This window comes from Microbacterium sp. NPDC087665 (assembly GCF_044743285.1).
Lineage (GTDB): Bacteria > Actinomycetota > Actinomycetes > Actinomycetales > Microbacteriaceae > Microbacterium.
The window spans coordinates 453780-472944 of sequence record NZ_JBIUWD010000001.1 but is presented as its reverse complement, the minus strand read 5'-3'; the positions used below and the strand labels follow the sequence as shown (position 1 = coordinate 472944).

The 19165-nt window shown below is 68.1% G+C and carries 17 protein-coding genes; 7 read left to right on the top strand and 10 right to left on the bottom strand.

The window, feature by feature from the left end:
* Positions 1-29 precede the first annotated feature (29 nt).
* Positions 30-1709, top strand: coding sequence for a Stk1 family PASTA domain-containing Ser/Thr kinase (gene pknB / locus ACIOSY_RS02275; protein WP_400848338.1), 1680 nt, complete (start codon positions 30-32; stop codon positions 1707-1709).
* 56 nt (positions 1710-1765) lie between these two features.
* Here the strand turns inward: pknB and ACIOSY_RS02270 are convergent, their stop codons facing one another.
* The 3 genes from ACIOSY_RS02270 to ACIOSY_RS02260 are packed head-to-tail and all read right to left on the bottom strand — an operon-like array spanning position 1766 to position 3361.
* Positions 1766-2395, bottom strand: a complete 630-nt coding sequence (locus ACIOSY_RS02270; protein WP_400848335.1) for an anthranilate synthase component II — start codon at positions 2393-2395, stop codon at positions 1766-1768.
* Positions 2392-2547, bottom strand: coding sequence for a hypothetical protein (locus ACIOSY_RS02265; protein WP_400848332.1), 156 nt, complete (start codon positions 2545-2547; stop codon positions 2392-2394). Before ACIOSY_RS02265 ends, ACIOSY_RS02270 begins: the two co-directional genes overlap by 4 nt.
* A gap of 19 nt (positions 2548-2566) precedes the next feature.
* Positions 2567-3361, bottom strand: coding sequence for a class E sortase (locus ACIOSY_RS02260; protein WP_400848329.1), 795 nt, complete (start codon positions 3359-3361; stop codon positions 2567-2569).
* A 102-nt stretch (positions 3362-3463) separates the two neighbouring features.
* Between ACIOSY_RS02260 and ACIOSY_RS02255 the strand changes: the two genes are divergently transcribed.
* The gene (locus tag ACIOSY_RS02255) at positions 3464-3703 is read left to right on the top strand and encodes a cell division protein CrgA (RefSeq protein WP_400848326.1); all 240 of its coding nucleotides are present in this window, start codon (positions 3464-3466) and stop codon (positions 3701-3703) included.
* A gap of 175 nt (positions 3704-3878) precedes the next feature.
* Here ACIOSY_RS02255 and ACIOSY_RS02250 read toward each other — a convergent pair whose 3' ends face one another.
* Positions 3879-4769 (bottom strand): rhomboid family intramembrane serine protease, encoded by an 891-nt coding sequence (locus ACIOSY_RS02250; RefSeq protein ID WP_400848323.1) that lies wholly within the window; start codon positions 4767-4769, stop codon positions 3879-3881.
* Positions 4770-4790: 21 nt separating this feature from the next.
* Positions 4791-5348 (bottom strand): peptidylprolyl isomerase, encoded by a 558-nt coding sequence (locus ACIOSY_RS02245; protein ID WP_400848321.1) that lies wholly within the window; start codon positions 5346-5348, stop codon positions 4791-4793.
* Positions 5349-5494: 146 nt separating this feature from the next.
* Between ACIOSY_RS02245 and ACIOSY_RS02240 the strand changes: the two genes are divergently transcribed.
* Both ACIOSY_RS02240 and ACIOSY_RS02235 read left to right on the top strand, forming a co-directional pair.
* On the top strand, positions 5495-6019 hold the full coding sequence (locus ACIOSY_RS02240) for a DNA helicase (protein ID WP_400848318.1): 525 nt from the start codon (positions 5495-5497) through the stop codon (positions 6017-6019).
* Positions 6020-6084: 65 nt separating this feature from the next.
* A complete protein-coding gene (locus ACIOSY_RS02235; protein ID WP_400849079.1) occupies positions 6085-6513 on the top strand; it encodes an aminoacyl-tRNA deacylase in 429 nt (142 codons plus the stop codon).
* Between the two features lie 3 nt (positions 6514-6516).
* Here ACIOSY_RS02235 and ACIOSY_RS02230 read toward each other — a convergent pair whose 3' ends face one another.
* Together ACIOSY_RS02230 and ACIOSY_RS02225 are read right to left on the bottom strand one after the other, a co-directional pair.
* Positions 6517-6939, bottom strand: coding sequence for an NUDIX hydrolase (locus tag ACIOSY_RS02230; RefSeq protein ID WP_400848315.1), 423 nt, complete (start codon positions 6937-6939; stop codon positions 6517-6519).
* A 44-nt stretch (positions 6940-6983) separates the two neighbouring features.
* Positions 6984-8576 carry an amidohydrolase gene (locus ACIOSY_RS02225; protein WP_400848312.1) on the bottom strand — a complete coding sequence of 531 codons (1593 nt, stop codon included), beginning with the start codon at positions 8574-8576 and terminating at the stop codon, positions 6984-6986.
* Positions 8577-8696: 120 nt separating this feature from the next.
* Between ACIOSY_RS02225 and ACIOSY_RS02220 the strand changes: the two genes are divergently transcribed.
* On the top strand, positions 8697-9146 hold the full coding sequence (locus tag ACIOSY_RS02220; RefSeq protein ID WP_400848309.1) for a hypothetical protein: 450 nt from the start codon (positions 8697-8699) through the stop codon (positions 9144-9146).
* Between the two features lie 4 nt (positions 9147-9150).
* Here the strand turns inward: ACIOSY_RS02220 and ACIOSY_RS02215 are convergent, their stop codons facing one another.
* Positions 9151-10146: a LacI family DNA-binding transcriptional regulator gene (locus tag ACIOSY_RS02215; RefSeq protein ID WP_400848306.1), complete on the bottom strand. Its 996-nt coding sequence runs from the start codon at positions 10144-10146 to the stop codon at positions 9151-9153.
* A gap of 50 nt (positions 10147-10196) precedes the next feature.
* On the opposite strand from ACIOSY_RS02215, the gene ACIOSY_RS02210 reads away from it, so the two are divergent.
* Together ACIOSY_RS02210 and ACIOSY_RS02205 are read left to right on the top strand one after the other, a co-directional pair.
* Positions 10197-11369: an MFS transporter gene (locus ACIOSY_RS02210; RefSeq protein WP_400848303.1), complete on the top strand. Its 1173-nt coding sequence runs from the start codon at positions 10197-10199 to the stop codon at positions 11367-11369.
* 10 nt (positions 11370-11379) lie between these two features.
* A complete protein-coding gene (locus ACIOSY_RS02205) occupies positions 11380-12495 on the top strand; it encodes a M24 family metallopeptidase (RefSeq protein ID WP_400848300.1) in 1116 nt (371 codons plus the stop codon).
* Between the two features lie 100 nt (positions 12496-12595).
* Here ACIOSY_RS02205 and ACIOSY_RS02200 read toward each other — a convergent pair whose 3' ends face one another.
* A complete protein-coding gene (locus ACIOSY_RS02200) occupies positions 12596-13042 on the bottom strand; it encodes an NUDIX hydrolase (RefSeq protein WP_400848297.1) in 447 nt (148 codons plus the stop codon).
* Between the two features lie 92 nt (positions 13043-13134).
* Positions 13135-19158 carry a GH92 family glycosyl hydrolase gene (locus tag ACIOSY_RS02195; protein ID WP_400848294.1) on the bottom strand — a complete coding sequence of 2008 codons (6024 nt, stop codon included), beginning with the start codon at positions 19156-19158 and terminating at the stop codon, positions 13135-13137.
* Positions 19159-19165 lie beyond the last annotated feature (7 nt).

Here is a 19165-nt window from a genome sequence, read left to right as displayed (position 1 = left end):
TCACAGTCGTAGATCCAGGGGGGTCATCCGTGTCCACAGAGCCACGCGTGCTCGCGGGTAGGTACCGCGTCGACGAGCTCATCGGTCACGGCGGAATGGCGAAGGTCTATCGGGGTCAAGATCTCACTCTCGGCCGCGAGGTCGCGATCAAGATCCTCGACCCCGACCTAGCTCGTGACACCGCGTTCCGCACGCGGTTCCGCCTCGAGGCGCAAGCGGCGTCTCGCATGTCGCACCCCTCGATCGTGCGCGTCTTCGACGCCGGCGACTCCTCCACCGACGGATCCGACGACCCGCCCTACATCGTCATGGAGCTGGTCAAGGGAAAGCTTCTCAAGGAGATCATCGCCGAGGGGCCGGTTCCCCTCGACGATGCGGTGCGATACACCGATGGCATCCTCGAAGCACTCGACTACTCGCACCGCGCGGGCGTCGTGCACCGCGACATCAAGCCGGGCAACGTCATGGTGACCCCCGACGGCAAGGTCAAGGTGATGGACTTCGGCATCGCCCGAGCCGTCTCCGACTCGTCGTCGACGGTCGCCGAGACCACGCAGATCATCGGCACGGCCGCGTACTTCTCGCCCGAGCAGGCGAAGGGCGAGCCGGTCGACGCGCGCGCCGACCTGTACTCGACCGGTGTGGTGCTCTACGAGCTGCTGACCGGACGCCAGCCGTTCCGCGGTGAATCACCCGTCGCGGTCGCGTACCAGCACGTCAGCGAGACCCCGGTGCCGCCGACCGAGATCAACGAGGAGTCGCCGGGCGCCCTCGATCCGATCGTGCTGCGGGCCCTCGCGAAAGACCCGTACCAGCGGTATCCGGATGCTGCGCACTTCCGTGCCGCGCTCGACGAGGCCGTGACGGGCAATGCCCCCACGCGCAAGCAGCTCGGCGCGCTCACCAGCGAGCTCTACGGTCCGAGCCCTCGTCAGGCTCAGGAGACCGCACGGTCGCTGCGTCAGCTCAGCACCGACACGACGATGACGCGCACGCAGTCCGGCCCTCCCGTGGCCTGGATCTGGGCGGGCGTCGCTCTGCTTGCGGTGCTCATCGCCTCTGTTCTCTTCTGGGTCGTCACGATGCGCACCCCCGAGGTGGCACCGTCGGCTCGGATCGTGCCCGATCTCGTGAACGTCTCGTCGGAGCGGGCGCAGTCCGATCTCGCCGAACTCGAGCTCTCGGCCAAGCTGGTGCTCGAACCGAACGCCGAGATCACCGAGGGCAACGTCATCCGCACCGATCCGCAAGCCGGGGTCGCCGTCGACAAGGGCCAGCTGGTCACCGTCTACGTCTCGACCGGGCAAGAGAAGGTGAAGGTCCCGCTGATCGAGGGCATGGGGTTGGAAGACGCAAAGAAGGCGCTCAGCGCCGCCGGCCTCGAACTCGGCACGGTCAATCAACGCAACGACAAAAACCTCGCCGGCGACACGGTGATCACGTCGAGCGAGAAGGCCGATGCCGAGGTGCCGCCGGGCACCGTCGTGAATCTCGTCGTCGCCAGCGGAAAGGTCACACTGACAGACCTCGCGGGATGGACCGTCGCCGCGGCGACCGCGAACCTCGAGTCGCTCGGCCTCACGGCGACACCCGTCGAGGCGGCCGATTGCCCGGCCACCAACCCGACGACGGTCGCATCGATGTCGGTGCCGCCCGGAGACGTGCCCGTGCACTCGGCGGTCGAGCTGCGGTTCTGCACCGGCGGATAGCACCGACCGGTTCCTGAGCGAGCGAAGCGAGACGAAGGGCCGGCAGCCCGACGGGCTTAGGCCACCGGGTGCAGGCTCTTCGCCCGCGCCACCGCATCGGTGTCACCGCACAGCGAGAGCCAGTTCGCGAGAAGGCGGTAGCCGCCCTGCGTGAGCACGCTCTCGGGGTGGAACTGCACGCCCAGAATCGGCAGCTCGCGGTGCGCGATTCCCATGACGGCTCCCGTGTCGGCTCGCGCCGTCACCGTGAGCTCGGGCGGGAGAGCGGATGCCGCGAGCCCGAGCGAGTGGTACCGACCGGCATCGAAGGGCGAAGGGATGCCGTCGAACAGCGCAGACCCGTCGTGCTCGACCGGCGACACCATGCCATGCATCAGCTCGGGCGCCTCGGTCACGGGGGCACCGAACGCCTCGCCGATCGTCTGGTGCCCGAGGCAGACGCCGAGCAGCGGCATCCGTCGTTCCGCCGCGAGGCGCACCGCGTCGAGCGAGACGCCCGCATCCGCAGGGGTGCCGGGCCCGGGAGAGAGCAGGAGCGCGTCGAACTGCGGCAGCATCGCCTCGAGGTGCGCCGTGTCGACGGCATCCGACTCGATCATCTGCGTTTCGGCGCCGAGTTCGTGCAGGTATCCGACGAGGGTGTGCACGAAGCTGTCGTGGTTGTCGACCACGAGCACCCGGGTCATTCGAGGTCGACTTCGCCCGGGTTGATGAACGGGCTGACCCACGGGAACACGAAGAAGAACAGACCGTAGAGGATGGCGGCGACGACGATCAGCACGATCAGCAGTCGAACGAACCACGGGCCGGGCAGCAGGCGCCAGATTGCGGCGTACATCGGTTCTCCTCGTGGCTCTCTAGATGGACGGTGCCGCCGGCGGGGGCGGCGGGTCGGTGAGGGCTTTCGGCGGTCCCTCGGCGCGGGGTTGGAAGCTCTCGAACACCCCGTACGCGACGATGCGCTCGGCCAGCGAGTACAGCGGCGAGCAGGCCGTGAGGGTGATGTACCGCTCGCCCGTGGCAACCTCGGGCATCTGCGGCACGTCGGCGAGCACGTCGGTCTGCGTGGGCTTCACGTACTCGAGCGTGCGGAAGCGGTAGGTGTACCACCCGTCGGGCGTCTCGACCACGATGGCATCGTTGATCTGCAGCTTGTCGAGCTGATTGAACGGCTTGCCCCAGGTCGTGCGGTGACCCGCCATCGCGAAGTTGCCGACCTCGCCGGGCATCTTCGAGTTCGTGTAGACGCCGATGCCGAGGTTGTCGAGCGTGCGTGCGCGGGTCGTGCCGCCGTAGATGCCGAAGTTGTAGTCGGCGCCGAACCGCGGGATGTGCATCTGGCCGAGCTGCTGCGTGTCGGCGGGGGCCGCCGGAATCACGGGCTCGTAGTAGGTGGTGCCGTCATCGGCTTCGATGAGGGGAGGCAGCTCGGGAGCCGGGCCCGCGGCCCACTCCGCCGAGACGGCGGCACCCTCGTCGTTCTTCTGCGCCGCGATGATGATGTCGCCGATCCACATCTGCCACGCGACGAACAGCAGAACGAGCACTCCGGCGGTGAGCAGAAGCTCGCCGAGCACACTTGCGAATGTCGCGCGCGATCGTGGCCGTGACCGTCGCGCGCGTCGCCCCCCAGGCACGACAGATGCAGTCATGGCGCGATCTTATCCGGTTGTCCTGTGGTATTGCCGAGCGATCAGGGGTTCGGCGGAGCATCCGATCTCGGTGTGGACGCCGGTGTTCGGTACACTGCTGATATGGCACGAGACCGCAACGCTGAAGAACCCGTCGTCGAGCGCGCCGAAGGCGACGCCGCTCCCAACGCCGTCTGGTTCAAGCCGGTGATGATCGGCTTCATGCTGCTCGGCCTCGCCTGGATCCTGGTGTTCTACATCTCGGGCCAGCAGTTCCCGATTCCAGGCCTCGGAAACTGGAACCTCGGTATCGGTCTCGGCATCGCCCTGATCGGCTTCCTCATGACCACGCGCTGGCGCTGAACCGCCCACTCTCTCGTCTTTCCGAAGGCCCCTCGCTCAGCGGGGGGCCTTTCGCGTTGCCCGTGACGACGGCGAGAAGCCATGGCGAGGAGTTATCCACAGGTCTCTCCACAGCCTGGGGAGAATTACACGGGTGTTATTCACAGGGGTGCACAACCCTGTTAACAAATCGCGATCAGGACAAAATGATCAGCGGTGGAATGAACGCGACGATGACCAGTAGCGCGACCGTCAGGCCGGCGAGGCCGAGGATCTGCCAGATGCGCTGCTCACGCCGCTTGGTCGCGACGATGATCAGGGCCACGAGGGCGCCGACAATGGCGCCTCCGAGGTGCGCCTGCCACGAGATGCCGGAATTGAAGAACCCGAAGGCGAAGTTCACGCCGAGGATCACCAGGAGTCCAGTGACGTTGGCACCGATGTGTCGGCCGATGATCAGCAGCGCGGCCATCATGCCGAAGATGGCACCGGATGCTCCGACCGTCAGCTGACCGGGCGCGATCAGAGCGACCATGACCGAGCCGCCGAGGCCGCTGATGAGATAGAGGGCGAGGAATCGGGCGCGGCCGAGCATGGGCTCGAGGCTCTGTCCGATCAACCACAGCGCGAGCATGTTCAGCGCCAGATGGATGAAACCGCCATGCACGAAGAGGGCCGTGAGCAGACGCCACGGCTCGAAGGAGAGGAGCGAAAGCGACGGGTACAGATAGGGCGCGTAGAAGGCCAGCTGACTGTTGATCTGCTCGCCGATTCCCGGGATGAGACCGATCAACCCGAGCAGCGAGGTCACCGCGAGCAGCGCGTACGTGACGACGGGCTTGCCGCTGCGGGTCACCGCCATCGCCGTGTTGCGGCCGCCCCACCGGCGCTCGGCGCGCTTCTGGGCGGGGGTGCGGTTCTTGCGCTCCTTCTTCATGCACTCGGGGCAGATGACCCCGACGGCGGCGGGCGTCTGGCACTCGCCGCAGATCGTGCGCAGGCAGCGCTGGCAGAGCACGAAGCTCTGCCGATCCGGATGCCGGTAACAGAAGTTGTCGCGATTGCTCGCGAACTCAGGCGTCGACATCCGGATCGGCGATCGCTGTCGTCAGGCCGCGACGATGTCGATCGACTGCAGCACGACGGGCTCGATCGGGCGGTCGCCCGCAGCCGTCGGAACCGCGGCGATGGCGTCGACGACAGCCTTGGAGGCGTCGTCGGCGACCTCACCGAAGATGGTGTGCTTGCCCTTGAGCCACGGGGTCGGGTCGGTGGTGATGAAGAACTGCGAGCCGTTGGTGCCCTCGGCCTCACCGGTGATGGCGTTGCGGCGCAGGCCGGCGTTCGCCATGGCGAGGATGTACGGGGCGTCGAAGTTGAGCTCGGCGTCGATCTCGTCGTTGAAGTTGTATCCGGGTCCGCCGACGCCCTGACCGAGCGGGTCGCCGCCCTGGATCATGAAGTTGGGGATGATGCGGTGGAAGATGACGTCGGTGTAGAGGGGACCCTCGCCCGGCTTGCCGGTGGCGGGGTGCGTCCACTCCTGGGTGCCGTCGGCGAGGCCGACGAAGTTCTTGACCGTCTTCGGGGCCTGGTCGCCGAAGAGGTTGATGACGATGTCACCGTGGTTGGTGTGCAGTGTTGCGACATGGGAAGCGTGAGGCATGCATCCATTCTCTCAGAGCTTCCGGTGTGTTCGCCGGGTTCCCCCTCACTTGTCGGCATAAGTCAAGGGCTCAGCGATTCCCTCCCCGTATCCAGACTCGTCTGGCAAGATGGGGAACCCGTACTCCACACCGATAGGAGATCATCGTGAGCCTCAGCCGCAAGCGGAAGAAGGAACTGCGTCGTCTTCAGAACGACGCGAATCACCTGTGGGAGGTACAGCAGGAGCTCGTCGGCCACGCCGCAGGCGTCGCCCGTGAAGCCGGCCGCCAGCTCGGCCACTTCAATCGCGAACAGGTCGTCCCCGTCGTTCAGGACACGTACAACCGTCGCGTGGCCCCCGTGGTCGACCGCGGCGTCAAGATCGGCAAGCACGTCGTCGATGACAAGGTCGTTCCGATCGTCGGAGGCGTCGTGGGCACCGCCCTCAGCGCCTGGGACGTCGCGAACAACAAGCGTCACGGCATCGTCGCGCCCATCTCCAAGAAGGTGAAGAAGGCGCAGAAGGCGCACCAGAAGAAGCAGGAGAAGAGCTCGGGTCTCGGCTCGATCGTCGCTCTGATCCTCGGTGCTGCTGCCGCAGCCGCCGTGCTCTACGCCGCGTGGACCGCTCTCCGCGCAGATGACGAACTCTGGGTCGCCGACGACCCGCTCTCCGCGCCTGACGCGTGAGCGAAGAGCCTTCGCCTGACCCGCACGCGCGGGTCGCAGACGCCGCCGCCGCTCGCGGTCTCGAGATCGAGATCCGTGAGCGGCCGGAGGCGCGCAGCCTTTTCGAGGCGGCTGAGCTTCTCGGCCTCGAACCGTCCGGCATCGTGAAGACCCTCGTGGTCAAGCGCGCCGATGACACCTACCTGTTCGCGCTGGTTCCCGGTGGTCGTTCGATCTCATGGCCCAAACTGCGCGCGGTGGTCGGAGTGAACAAGCTCCGTCTGCCCGAACCCGAGCTGGCACTCGCCGCCACGGGTTATGAGCGCGGCACGATCGTGCCGATCGGCAGCACGACCGATTGGCCGATCTTCGCCGACGAGTCGATCGTGGGTCAGCGCATCGCGATGGGTGCGGGTGCCCACGGCTACAGCCTCTTCGTCGAGGCCGACGACCTCATCGCCGCCTACGGCGCAACCGTTGCCGACATCTCCGTTCCGGAGGAACCGCGCGGCTGAGGGTCAGAAGATCCCGGCCATGCGCAGTGAGATGTCGACGAGCTTCACCCGCTGCAGGCTGGCGACGGCGGTGCGCGTGAACCACTCGGCCATGTCGGTCGAGCCTTCCGTCTCGTACCGCAGCTTGCCCCCCGTGATGGTGGCTCGATAGACGATGCGCAGGGTGTGCAGCGGCTCGGATGCCTTCTGCACGCGCTGGCTGGCGGGGATCACCCGGGAATGGATGCCGAGCAGCTCGCCGACCTTGACCGTGTAGCCGGTCTCTTCGCGCAACTCGCGTCGCACGGCATCCTCCGGCGATTCGCCGGCCTCGAGGCCGCCACCGGGCATGGTCCAGGCGACGCGGCGCCCCTCGATCCAGCGCGCGAGCAGCAGACGGTTGTCGTCATCGGTGACGACCGCGTATGCCGCGACACGCAGGTCCATGGCGTCCACACTATCTCCCGGGCATCCGGAGATATCGGCATATGTCAGGCGACTCGGGCGCCGGCCAGGTAGGTCGCGTTCACGACCGTGTGGGCGAGGTCCTCCGGCGAGACGGTGAGCGGATCGCGATCGACGACGATGAAGTCCGCGAACAGGCCGGCCTCGAGCGACCCGACCTCGTGCTCGCTGAACAGCTGCCAGGCAGCATTCGCGGTGTGGGCGCGGAGCGCCTGCTCTCGCGTGACCGGGGTGCCCCCCGGCATCCGATATCCGTTGCGGGTGGTGCGCGTCTCGGCGACGGCCATGTTGCGGAACGGCTCGTTCGGCGTGACCCAGCCGTCGTTGTGGAAGGTGGCGCGATGGCCGGCCGCGAAGGCGGCACCGGCGTCGGCCCAGGCACCGCCGTGCTCGGCGCCGAAGAGGTCGTCGACGAGCACTTCGCCCCAGTAGGTGATGTGGTCGACGAACAGGCTGACGGTCACACCGAGCGCGGCCGCGCGCGAGAACTGCGCCGGTGTCATCGCTCCGCAGTGCTCCAGACGGAAGCGATGGTCGTCGAGCCGGTGGGCCGTGATGATCTGCTCGTACACGTCGAGGGTCGCGTCGATCGCCACGTCACCGTGGGCATGGCAGGCGAGTTGCCACCCGCCCGCCGCATAGGGCGCTGCGATGGTCAGCAGCTCGGCGGGGGTGTAGTTCGCGTGACCGATGTGGTGCGGCTCGAGACCGAGGTCACGCGTGGCCGGGGTGTCGAGGTAGGGGAACGAGGTGGCGATGTTGCCGATCCAGGGCGAGCCGTCGGACCAGGTCTTCACGCCGGTCTGCCGGAAGACGGGGTCGCCATCGGATGCCGGAGCGGCTACGCCACCGGGTCGCGACATCTCGTACCAGCGCAGACGCACCGGCAGAACGTCTTTCGCGCGGAGCGCGGCGATGAGCGGGTTCATCTCGGGGTTCCACGACAGATCGGAGACTGTCGTGATGCCCCGGGCGGCGAGATCGCGCAGGTGCGCGAGCAGCAGCCGGGGGAGTTGCTGTTGCGCGGTCGCCAGCAGCGGGGCGATGACCTTCTCGACGGCGGCCGCCTCGAGGGCGACGCCGGTGAGGTCGCCGTTCTCGTCATGGCCGAATGAGGCACCGGCCGGGTCGGGGGTCGTGCGATCGATTCCCGCGGCGAGCGCCGCAGCGCTGTTGAAGTAGGCCGAATGACCGGAGTTGTGGATCACGACGAGCGGGATGCTGCCGGCGATCTCGTCGAGCAGGTGCATGTCGGGGTCGGGCAGGCCACGCTGCAGCAGAGCATCCCATCCGTTCGCGTACACCGGGCCCGACGCATCCGCCACCGCTGCGCGCACCGCGGCGTGCACGCCGTCGGCATCGGGGATCAGCACCGGGCGGATGTCGACGACGAGATCGGACTGGAGGATGGCCGTGAACCCCGGATGCCCGTGCGGTTCGATCAGGCCCGGCATCACCCATCCGTCGAGCGCGACGGTGTCGGCATCCGGGAACCGCACCTGCAGGTCGGCGGATGCTCCGACCGCCACGATCGTGCCGTCGTCGACCGCGATCGCCTCCGCCTGGGTGTCGATGGCGGGGGAGAGCGGACGGATGCGGCCGGTGAAGACAGTCGTCATTTCGTCAGTCTGACAGGGAGGGTCGAAAGCCGACAGGAGAATCGGTCACGAATCGAGAAGCCGTTCCGGTTCGGTGGTCTCTACGCTGATCTCAACACCGAACCCTCGAGAGGAGCCGTCATGGCTGAGGACACGAAGAACTTCACCGCCGAAGAGCGTGAAGCGATGCAGGCCGCCGCGAAAGAGGCGAAGGCCAAGCGCTCGCGCGCGAAGAAGACCCCCGAAGAGCAGCGCGCCGCAGGCGAGGCCGACCTGAAGGAGGCCATCGACAAGCTCCCGGACGAGAACGACAAGAAGCTCGCCACGGCCCTGCACGAACTGGTCATGGAGGTCGCCCCCGACCTGATGCCGCGCACCTACTACGGCATGCCCGGGTGGGGGAAGGACGGCAAGGTGCTGTGCTTCTTCCAGCCGGCGAGCAAGTTCAAGGTGCGGTACGGCACGTTCGGTTTCGAGCCGATCTCGAACCTCGACGACGGCACGATGTGGCCGACCGCGTACGCCGTGCTTGACCTGAACGATGCGAACCGCAAGCTGCTCACCGAGCGCATCCGTCTCGCCGTGAGCTGACGGCTCAGCGAAGCGAGAGCGACCACTCCGGGGCCGCCGTCGGTGCACCGATCCCCGCGGCGACGCGCGCGCAGGCGACGCCCTGATCGAACAGCGACTGGCGGATGCTCGGGAACCCCAGAGTCTGAGCCAGTTCGCTGTCGTCCCACCCGCTCACCGGGAACGCGGTGCCGAGCGCGTCGCGCGCGCCGGCCGCCAGCTGATCGCTCATGGCGATGACGACGTCGGGTGTCGTCTCTTCGAGGGCCTGCTGAACCGCACGTTCGCCGGCGATGCGGCTCTGACGGGCCACAACGGCGACGGGCGTCTCGTTCCAGCGCAGGCCGGACGCCTCGATCGCGTCGCGGAAGCCGGTGAGCCGCGCCCGGGTGACCGGGAACCCGACGTCGGTGTTCGGACCTCGATGCACCCCGGGATTCCGCCCGCGATCGAAGGGGAACGACAGGATCAGCGGTGACTTCGCGTGCTCGAGCATCCGCCGCGCGATCGCGTCGGCCGCGCTGCGATCATCGGGCGCGACGGTGGTGATGCCGGCCGTCGTCGGGCCGCCCTGAATGGCGGCGGGCCGCCCGGTGGCGCTGACTGCTGCGAGCACGGGATCGTCTTCGGTGGTGGTCCACACCACGAATCCGTCCACGGCGGCCTCGCGCACACGGTGGGCGTCATCGGATGCTCCCGTGCTCGGGATCAGCACCAGACCCAATCGATTCTCGACACAGACGTGCGACACGCCTGCAAGGAATTGGCCCGCCTGTGGATCTTCGAAGGCATAGCCGAGGTGTTCACCGAGGATGACCCCCAGGTTGCCGGTCGAACCGCTGCGGAGGGAGCGCGCCACGGGGTCGGGTCCCGCATAGCCGAGCCTCTCGGCCGCCTCGAGCACGCGAGCGCGCGTGTCGGTGGCCACGCGTTCCGGACGCGTGTACGTGTAGCTCACCGTCATCGGAGCCACCCCTGCCTCGGCCGCCACCTGGCGCATCGTCACTCGCCGCGTCTTCACATTCCGAGTCTAGGCGTGTGTAACGCTACATTTTGTGTAACGATACACAGATGAAACTTGCCGCTGCCGCCTACGTTGCCTTCGCTGCCTTCGGGGTGTTCTGGGGAACGTGGGGAGCCGCACTTCCCGCACTACGGGACGGCGCCGGGTTGACCGACGGCCAGCTGGGCGGTGCTCTTCTCTGGATCGGAGCCGGCGCGCTGCCCTCCATGGCCCTGATCGGACGCGCGATCGACCGCTTCGGGGTTCGGATGACCGGCATCCCCCTGATCTTGCTCGCGCTGACCGGTCTCGGCCTGTCCCTCTACGCCAGAGATATCACCACCCTGAGCATCGGGATGCTGCTGGTCGGCGCCACGTCAGGAGCCGCTGACGTGGCCGCCAACGCTCTGGCAGGGCTCGCGGAACGACGCTCGGGGCGTCGCGTGATCACGCTGGCGCACGCCGTCTTCTCATCGTTCGTCGTCGCCGGAAGCCTCGGCGCAGGGGCGCTGCTCGCGGTGAGCGACGGGCTGGATGCTGCATTCCTGATGTGCGGACTCCTCGTCGCCGCAGCGGGGGTCACCGTGCTCGTCCTCGCCGAGGGACCGGCCCCTCGCGCACTGCGTCCGCCATCCACCTCACCCGATCGACGACTCAGGGCCCTTCTGCCGTTCCTGGCAGCAGGACTCATCGGCGCTCTCGGTTTCGCGATCGAGAACGCCCATCAGAGCTGGAGCGCGATCTTCTTCGCCGATGAGCTCCACGCCAGTCCGCTCATCGCCGCATTCGCACCGGCGACGTTCGCCGCGTTCTCTGCGGCGACTCGGTTCGGGGTAGGGGCCTTCCGACGCATCCCGGACGTCGTTCTGCTGTTCGGAGGCGCGATCGCCGCGGCGGCGGGAACGCTACTCCTCAGCGCCTCGCAGAGCATCGTGTGGGCGGTGGCCGGTCTCGCGGTGGCGGCGGTGGGCACCTCGGTGCTGTTCCCCACTCTCCTGAGTCGAGCGACGCGCGACGTGCCCGATGAGCAACGGGGGCGGGCCACATCGATCGTCGGAACCACCGCCTACCTCGGCTTCCTCCTCGGTCCCGTCTACGTCGGATTGCTCGCCGGTGGCCTCGGCCTGCGCACGGCCATGGTCGGCGTCGCGGTCCTCGCCCTGGCCTTCGCCGTCTTCGCCCCGGCCTTCACCCGGCGCGGCCAGCGTGCGGACCAGCGTGCGGAGTCACGTGCGGAGTAGCGTGGGTCGCGTGAGCACTCTGCCTTTCGACTCGTCCGTGTACGCCGCCCGGCTGGATCGGGCATCCGCTCTCGCCGCCGAGGCCGGTCTCGATGCCGTGATCGTCGGGCCCGGTCCTGACCTGCAGTACCTCGTCGGCGTCGAGGGCGACACGATCGAGCGGCTGACGGCGCTGGTGCTCGGACCCGGCATCGCGCCGACCGTCATCGTGCCCCGCATGGAGCTGGCGAAGGTGCGCAGCACCGCCGTCGGGTCGCTCGGGCTGGCGCTGTCGGACTGGGTCGACGGCGAGAATCCGTACGACCTCGTGGCCGCGGCCGCGGGCACGGTCGCCCGCGTCGGGGTGTCGGATGCTCTGCCCGCCCTGCATGTCATCCCGATCGGCGAACGGCTCGGCGCGCGCCTCGAACTGGCGACGCCCGTGCTGCGCGAAGGACGCATGATCAAGGATGCGGCAGAGATCGCCGAGCTTCGTCGTGCAGGCCAGGCGATCGATGCCGTGCACCGTCGCGTGCCCGAGTGGCTGCGAGCCGGTCGCACCGAGCGCGAGGTCGCCGCCGACATCGCGCAGGCGATCGTCGCCGAGGGCCACCGCACTGTCGAGTTCGTCATCGTCGGGTCGGGTCCGAACGGCGCCGACCCGCACCACGAGGTGTCAGACCGGGTCATCGAAGACGGCGACATCGTCGTCGTCGACATCGGGGGAGCGGTGCCCAGTGGCTACAACTCCGACAGCACCCGCACGTACGTCGTCGGCACACCCGACCCCGCGGCGGCAGCGCGCATCGCCGTACTGGTGCGGGCGCAGCAGGCGGCGGTCGACGCGGCACGGCCCGGGGCGACGGCATCCGAGGTCGATGCGGCGGCCCGCCAGGTGCTCGCGGATGCCGATCTGGCGGATGCCTTCCTGCACCGCACCGGGCACGGCATCGGCGTCTCGGTGCACGAAGAGCCGTACATCGCTCCCGGCAACGACCTGGTGTTGCGCGAGGGCATGGCCTTCAGCATCGAGCCCGGCATCTACTTCGCAGGCTCGTGGGGTGCCCGCATCGAGGACATCGTCGTGCTGACCGCCGACGGGTGTGAACGATTGAACGTGGCCGAGCACGCACTGCGGTCGGTCTGACGCGGCGGGGACGCTTCGACAGGCTCAGCGACCCAGGAGGATCAGCGACCAGATGCAGCTGGGTCCCTGAGCCTGTCGAAGGGTCCGGGAACACAGGTGCTCAGCCGAGCAGCGGGTGCCAGTGTCGGGCGCGCAGCGCCGCGACGTCGACCCAGGTGCCGGCGATGAGCGGAGCATCCGTCGTCGTCCACACGCCGAAGTGCGCGAGAGGCGCCGGCCAGGCGTAGTCGTCACCCGGTGCATCGACCACGTTGCGCACGGCGCCGAGGAACTCCACAGGCCCGGAGCCGACGACCTCGTCGGCGAGCGCACGGATCGTGATCGAGCCGTCCGCATCATGGGTAGCCGCGATCCGCATCGGAAGGTCGAGTTTGCCCGTCTCGGGCCGGGGCACGCAGAACACCTCGTCGCCGCGTCGCAGCAGCAGCCGCACGATCGACATGGGCTGAGGCGGGACCGAGCACCGGACCACCTCGGCCCTGCCGCCGCTCGGCAGCCACGGGGCATCCGGTGTCACGTGTACGACGGTCTCGTGCTCAGCATCCACCTCGCGAGCGTATCGGCCGTCTCGGATGCTTCGACAGAAGAGGCCGCCCTCCCCGGCGTTGGGGAAGGCGGCCTCTCTTTCTGGGGAGTGGGTTACGACTCCACGCGGCGTCGACGGAGCACCAGCACGCCACCCGCGGCGAGCAGGAGGAGGAGAATCCCCACCGCCGCGATCGGAACCGTGCCGCCGGTACCGGCGAGTCCGCCACCCGCGCCCGGTGCGGCGGTGACCGCGAGGGCCGCCTCTGCACTGAGTCCGGAAGCCGCACCCTCAGCGATCAGCGTGTGGGCGCCGACCTCTGCGTTCGCGGGCACCGTCACCTGGATGCGGAAGGCGCCGTTCTCATCGGCGACCACCTGGGCCAGGCGGATCGGGGCCGAGTGCAGGGTGACCGTGACGGTCTCGCCCGAGGCGAAGCCCCGGCCGGTGACCTGCACGGAACCGCCCTGCACCACGCTGTTGGCGCTGACCACGAGCTCGGCGTCGAGCACCGGGGTGTTCCGCACATCGACGGTGAGCGGCGTCGACTCGGAGCCTGCGAACGCCTCCGGGTCGGACGGCACGAACCGCGCGATGTAGGTGTGCTCGCCCGAGGTCGCGATCGTCACGTCGGCCGTGGCGGTTCCGCCGGTGACCTCCGCCGATCCGACGATCTCGTCGCCCTCGAAGAAGTCGACCTTGCCGGCCGCTCCTGCGGGCTTCACCGTCGCGATGAGCGGGATCGACTCGCCGGCGACCGGGTCGTCCGACCCTGCGGCCACCGTCACCGAGGTGCGCTGCGGCACCGTGGTGTCGATCGTGACCTGGAGTGACGCCCGTGCTTCGACATTCGAGACGTCGCCGAGCGCCACCACAGGGTGCGGTCCGTCGAGCGCGTCGACCGGAACGACGATCTGTGCACCGTCGAGCTCACCGTTCTCATCGGCCTTCACGACCACCGGCTGCTCGTCGTCGATGCGGATCGAGACGTTCTCGTTCGGGGCGAATCCGGTACCCGTCACGGCCACCGTGTCACCGGGGGCCGCCGAAGCGGGCACTCCGATCTCGGGGGCGTACTCGGGTTCGGGTTCTTCCACAGCGATCTGCAGCTGGGCATCCGCCGACTGCACACCGTCATCGGCCGTGACCGTCACCGTGTAGGTGCCGCCCTTGGCGTAGGTGTGGGTGCCGGCAACGGTGCCGTCTGCGACCTCGACCGCGGCGACGGGTGATCCGTCACCCCAGTTGACGATCGCCGTCGTGTCGCCGAGACCGCCGGCGACCGTGGCCAGCTTCGCGTCGAACTCCTCGCCCGCGATCTGTCCGTCGACCGTTCCCCCCGTGACCGAGAGGGCTGCGGACTCCGCACGGTCGCCGTCCGAGGCGATCGCGAAGATGTGCACGCGTCCGTTGTTGAGCGAACCCGTCTCCTTCGGCATCGTGAGCGACTCGACCACCTTCGGCGCACCGTTCTCATCGACCGCGAGGGTGATGGGGGCGGTGGCGTAGATCGCCGTGTTCTTGACGCTCGACTCGGCACCGGTGCCCGAGAGGCGACCCTCCGAGATCGTGAGCACGGTGTTCTGCTTGTACGGGTTGCCGGATGCTCCGACCCAGTCGCCGAGGCTGATCGTCACCTTCTGCGTGGTGCCGTCGGTGAAGTGCAACGTGGCGTCGGAGTCACGGTTGCTCTCGGTGGCGGTGCCGATGAACGAGATCTGCTTCGCGCCCTCGCCGAACGAGACCTTGACCGTCTGGCCCTCGCCGGTGATGTTGTCGGGCGCGCCGGCCGGAATGGCCGGAAGGTCGTACGTCAGGCTCGTGCCCGGGACCGGCAGGGTCTGACCCTGCACGAACCCGTCGGCGTTGATCTTGTCGCGGAAGTAGCCGTGGCCCTGCGAGTCGCAGTTCGCGGCCGTGACGTTGAGGTCACCGATGCAGACGTTGTTGAACGCACCGACCAGCGTCTCGTCGCGGAAGACCGTGACGGTCGCGGTGGTCTGCGCCACTGCCCCGTTGGAGTCCCGCACCGTGACGGCGGCGGAGTAGGTGCCCGGAGTGGTGAAGGTGTGCGGAGCGCTCACCTTCCAGCCGCCCAGGTCGTCACGCGTGAGCTTCACGTCGGTCGCCGGAACGCCGTCGCCGTAGTCGACCGTGACGGTGTAGCCGGAGGCATCCGTCTCGGTGCCGACGATCGTCGCGATCGTGCCCGTGAAGGCCGTGTCGACGGCGACCCGCTGCGGGGCACCCGCGGCGATCGAGAGTCCCTCTGCGGCGGATGCCGAGGCGAACAGTTCGATCTCCGACAGCGCCAGCGTCGCGGCATCCGTCTTCAGCGTCAGCTTCACGCTCGTGTAGCCGTCTTGGCTGGCGGCCGTGAACGGCCTGGTCTGGCTGTCCCACGTGAACGACTGGCCCTCACGGCTGTCGATCTCGGTCCAGGTGGTGCCGTCGAGCGACCCCTCCAGCTTCCAGCTCGACGGGGCGTTCGCCTTCGCCGCGCTGGTGAGCGTGTACTGGCCGATCGAGACGGGCCCGGACTGCGAGGTCCAGACGAGCTCGGTGGTGTCACCCGCGAAGGTCACCTTCGAGTTCATGTTGTCGTCGACCAGCGATCCGACGGGAGTGCCATCGGTCGCCGCCAGGATGCCGCGGCCGACCTTCGTCGCGTCGACCAGCGTGGTGGGCACGTCGAGCTTCTCGTCGAGGTCCTTCGCACCCCAGGTGGAGGGCGTGGCGCTCATGGTGAAGTCGAGCGTTCCGCCCGCACGGAGCAGGTCTCCGTCGAACGTGGTCTCGGTGATCGGCGTGCCGTTGATGCTGGCGCCGGCCACGTAGTCCTTGCCCGCAGACGCTCCCGTCGCATTGATGACGAGCTTCTTGTCACCGATGTTCAGCGTCGCGCTGTCGAAGAGCGGCGTGCCGATCGTGTAGTCGCCGGATCCGACCTCGAGCGGGTAGAAACCGAGGGCCGAGAAGACGTACCAGGCCGAGAACTCGCCGTTGTCCTCGTCGCCCGGGTAGCCCTGGCCGATGTCGTCGCCGATGAAGAGACGGTCCTGGATGTCGCGGATGAGCTCCTGCGCCCCCGACGGGTCGCCGGCCTCGGCCAGCACGTAGGGGATGTGGTGCGCGATCTGGTTCGACATGCCGAGCATGCCCAGTCGCACGTCACGCGCCTCGCGAGCCTCGTGGATGCCGGAGTAGTCGGCCTTCTCGCGCTCGGTGAGGAACTGGTGCATCACATCGACGAGGCCCTGACGGCTGCCGTAGAGCGAAGCCAGGCCGTCGACGTCGTGCGGTGCGTGGAACCCGAAGGTCCAGGCGCTCGCCTCGGTGAAGGCACCGCCCCAGGCCTTCTTGTCGAACTCGGCACCCGAGGTCCACGATCCGTCGGCGTTGCGCGAGGTGAACGTGCCCGCCTCGGGATTGAACATCTCGACGTAGTGCTCGGCGCGGGCCTCGAAGTACGTGGCCTCTTCCTTCAGCTGCTCCACGCGATCTGCCGGGGTGGCGGGGTCTTCCGACAGCGCCTTCGCCATCTCGGCGATGCCGAAGTCGTTGATGTAACCCTCGAGACCCCACGATGCGCTCTCGTGGGTCGTCTCCTCGGTGTACCCGAGGAAGATCGACTGCGCGAGACCCTTACGGCCGACGGCGTTGGATGCCGGCAGCACGGTGGCGTTCTTGACCGCGGCATCGTAGGCCTCGAGCGCCGTCTCGGTGCTGAGGGAGCCGGCGAGGTAGGCCTCGGCGAACGCGACGTCGGAGCTCGTTCCGGTCATCAGGTCGGCGTAGCCGGGAGACGACCAGCGGGCGATCCAGCCGCTGTCGCGGTACTGCTGCACGAAGCCGTCGACGAGCTCTTCGGTCACGTCGGGGTAGAGCAGCGAGTAGAGCGGCCAGGCGGTGCGATAGGTGTCCCAGAAGCCGTTGTTGACGTAGATCTTGCCGTCGACGATCTTGGCGTTGGTCTGGGTGTCGGTCGCCGAACCGGTCGTGCCGGCCACGGGGCTGGCGTACTTGTAGACCGGGTTCGCCGCCGTTCCGGTGTTCTCGAACTGCGAGTTCGGGTACAGGCTCAGGCGGTAGAGGCTCGAGTACAGGGTGACGAGCTGCGTGTCGGTCGCGCCCTTGACCTTGTCGACGACGCTCAGACGCTCGTTCCAGGCATCCTTCACCGCGGTGTGGGCCTGCTCGAACGAGACGCCCTCGACCTCGAGGTTGTGGTTCTTCTTCGCCTGGTCCTGCGAGATGAACGACGACGAGATGCGCAGCTCGACCGTGCGGTCGCCCGTGGTGTCGAACGAGGCGAAGCGGGCGCTGCCGTTGCGGTCGCCGACGGTCGTCGGGCCGGCGGTCGAGGCCGCGCGGTCGAAGGTTCCGTAGACGAACATGCGGGTGCGTCCGGGCCAGCCGGAGCCGCCGTCGACCCATCCGCTCACCGTGTCGCCGTTGATCGAGAGCTTGGAGCTGCCGACGACCTGGTCGATGAGGATCGAGCTCGCGTCACCGGTGAAGGTGAACCGGTAGATCGCGCCGTGGTCGGTGGCGGTGACCTCGGTGCGGATGCCGTTGTCGAAGGAGACGTCGTAGATGTCGGGGCGTGCGGTCTCGTTCTCGTGCGTGAACGTGAGCTTGCGTCCGGTGAGGCTCGACGAGGGGTTCGCGTTCGCGGCCGGCATGACCGCGAACTGGTTGCGGTCACCCATCCAGATGCTGGGCTGGTGCGAGAAGCCGATGCCGTTGAGGCCCGGACGGTTCTGCGCGTCGTTGCCACGCTGGTACTGGTAGATGTTGCCCGTGTTGTCGGCGTTGGTCATCGGGCTGATGAAGTTGAAGCCGTTCGGCCATGCGGTCGCGGGCAGGTTGTTGCCGCGCGAGAATCCACCGGTCGAGTTGGTGCCGCGACGCGTGTCGACGTACGAGACGAGTCCGTCGCTGATGTCGCGCTCTTCGGATGCTCCGATCGCCACGTCATCGAGCCATCCGCTGAAGCCGGTGGCCGCGGTGGGCACCTCCACGCCCTTGACGTCGGATCCCGGGTGGTCGTAGGTGAAGAGGATGTCGTCGATCGTGCGCCCCTCGAACTGGCCGAGGTCGACGGACACCTTGTTCCACTGGTTCGGCCAGAGGCGGTTCGACTGGCCCTGGGTGCGGGCGTTCGCCGTGTAGCCGTAGCTGTCGACGGCGCCGCTGGTCGACAGCTTCGTGCCGTCGTCGAAGGTGAGGTCGACCGCGACGAAGGTGGCGGCGTAGGTCTGCTCGCCGTCGAGGTTGGGGAAGACGAGGTACGAGAGTTGGCTGTCGTCCTCGACGGTCACGTCGACGTCGGTGTAGAGGGTGCTCGTCGACGAGGCGGGACCGGCGGCGAGGTGGCGGCCGGTGTACTGCAGCGCCTTAGTACCGGTGAAGCCGACGCCGGTCTTGGCGGTGTCGGATGCCGTCGGGCCGTTGCCGACGGCGAGGCGCAGGTCGCTGGGGGTGGGAACGCCATCGTTCACGGTGATCGGCTCGAAGTCGGCGAGCTGGATCAGGTTCGTGGTGGGGGTGCGGTTCTCGGTGATGTCGAGACGGTAGAAGACGAACGCGGCGCTCGGAGCGGCGAGCTCGAAGGTGCGCGTCTGGCCGCGACCGGTGAACATCTCGCCGGAGCGCTCGTCGACCGGGATCCAGTCTGTGCCGTTGTTGGAGCCGAGGACGCGGAAGTTCTTGGGGTCGCGCTCCTGGGCATCGCCGCCCGAGGTGAGCGTGTACTTCGTCAGGGGCTGCGCGCCGTTGAGCTCGTACTGCAGCCACCCCTTGTTCACGAAGGCGAGCCACTTGGTCGCCGCGTTGGCGTCAGCGGCGAAGGCTGCCGCCTCGCCCGGGGCGTTCTGCGCGGAAGCGGTCACGTTCTTCACGGCGGGCAGCATGCTGCCGGTCGCGAAGCGGTTGCCCGTCACGTTGACGGGCTGACCGGTGCCGGTGAGCACGGGCGCGGCATCCGCCGATTCGAATGATGATGAGAACGTCCCGCCGGCCGCAGCGGATGCCGGCATCGGCGTCAGCATGGCCAGGGTCACCGTGAGAGCGGCGCCTGCGGCCGCCCATACTCGGCGTACGGGTCTTTCGTTCCTCGGGCTGGGAACCGTCATGATTGCT

Coding starts and splice junctions, on each gene's coding strand:
- ACIOSY_RS02270 (WP_400848335.1), bottom strand. CDS start 2,395: ATGACCCGGGTGCTCGTGGTCGACAACCACGACAGCTTCGTGCACACC.
- ACIOSY_RS02265 (WP_400848332.1), bottom strand. CDS start 2,547: ATGTACGCCGCAATCTGGCGCCTGCTGCCCGGCCCGTGGTTCGTTCGA.
- ACIOSY_RS02260 (WP_400848329.1), bottom strand. CDS start 3,361: ATGACTGCATCTGTCGTGCCTGGGGGGCGACGCGCGCGACGGTCACGG.
- ACIOSY_RS02255 (WP_400848326.1), top strand. CDS start 3,464: ATGGCACGAGACCGCAACGCTGAAGAACCCGTCGTCGAGCGCGCCGAA.
- ACIOSY_RS02250 (WP_400848323.1), bottom strand. CDS start 4,769: ATGTCGACGCCTGAGTTCGCGAGCAATCGCGACAACTTCTGTTACCGG.
- ACIOSY_RS02245 (WP_400848321.1), bottom strand. CDS start 5,348: ATGCCTCACGCTTCCCATGTCGCAACACTGCACACCAACCACGGTGAC.
- ACIOSY_RS02230 (WP_400848315.1), bottom strand. CDS start 6,939: ATGGACCTGCGTGTCGCGGCATACGCGGTCGTCACCGATGACGACAAC.
- ACIOSY_RS02225 (WP_400848312.1), bottom strand. CDS start 8,576: ATGACGACTGTCTTCACCGGCCGCATCCGTCCGCTCTCCCCCGCCATC.
- ACIOSY_RS02220 (WP_400848309.1), top strand. CDS start 8,697: ATGGCTGAGGACACGAAGAACTTCACCGCCGAAGAGCGTGAAGCGATG.
- ACIOSY_RS02210 (WP_400848303.1), top strand. CDS start 10,197: ATGAAACTTGCCGCTGCCGCCTACGTTGCCTTCGCTGCCTTCGGGGTG.
- ACIOSY_RS02195 (WP_400848294.1), bottom strand. CDS start 19,158: ATGACGGTTCCCAGCCCGAGGAACGAAAGACCCGTACGCCGAGTATGG.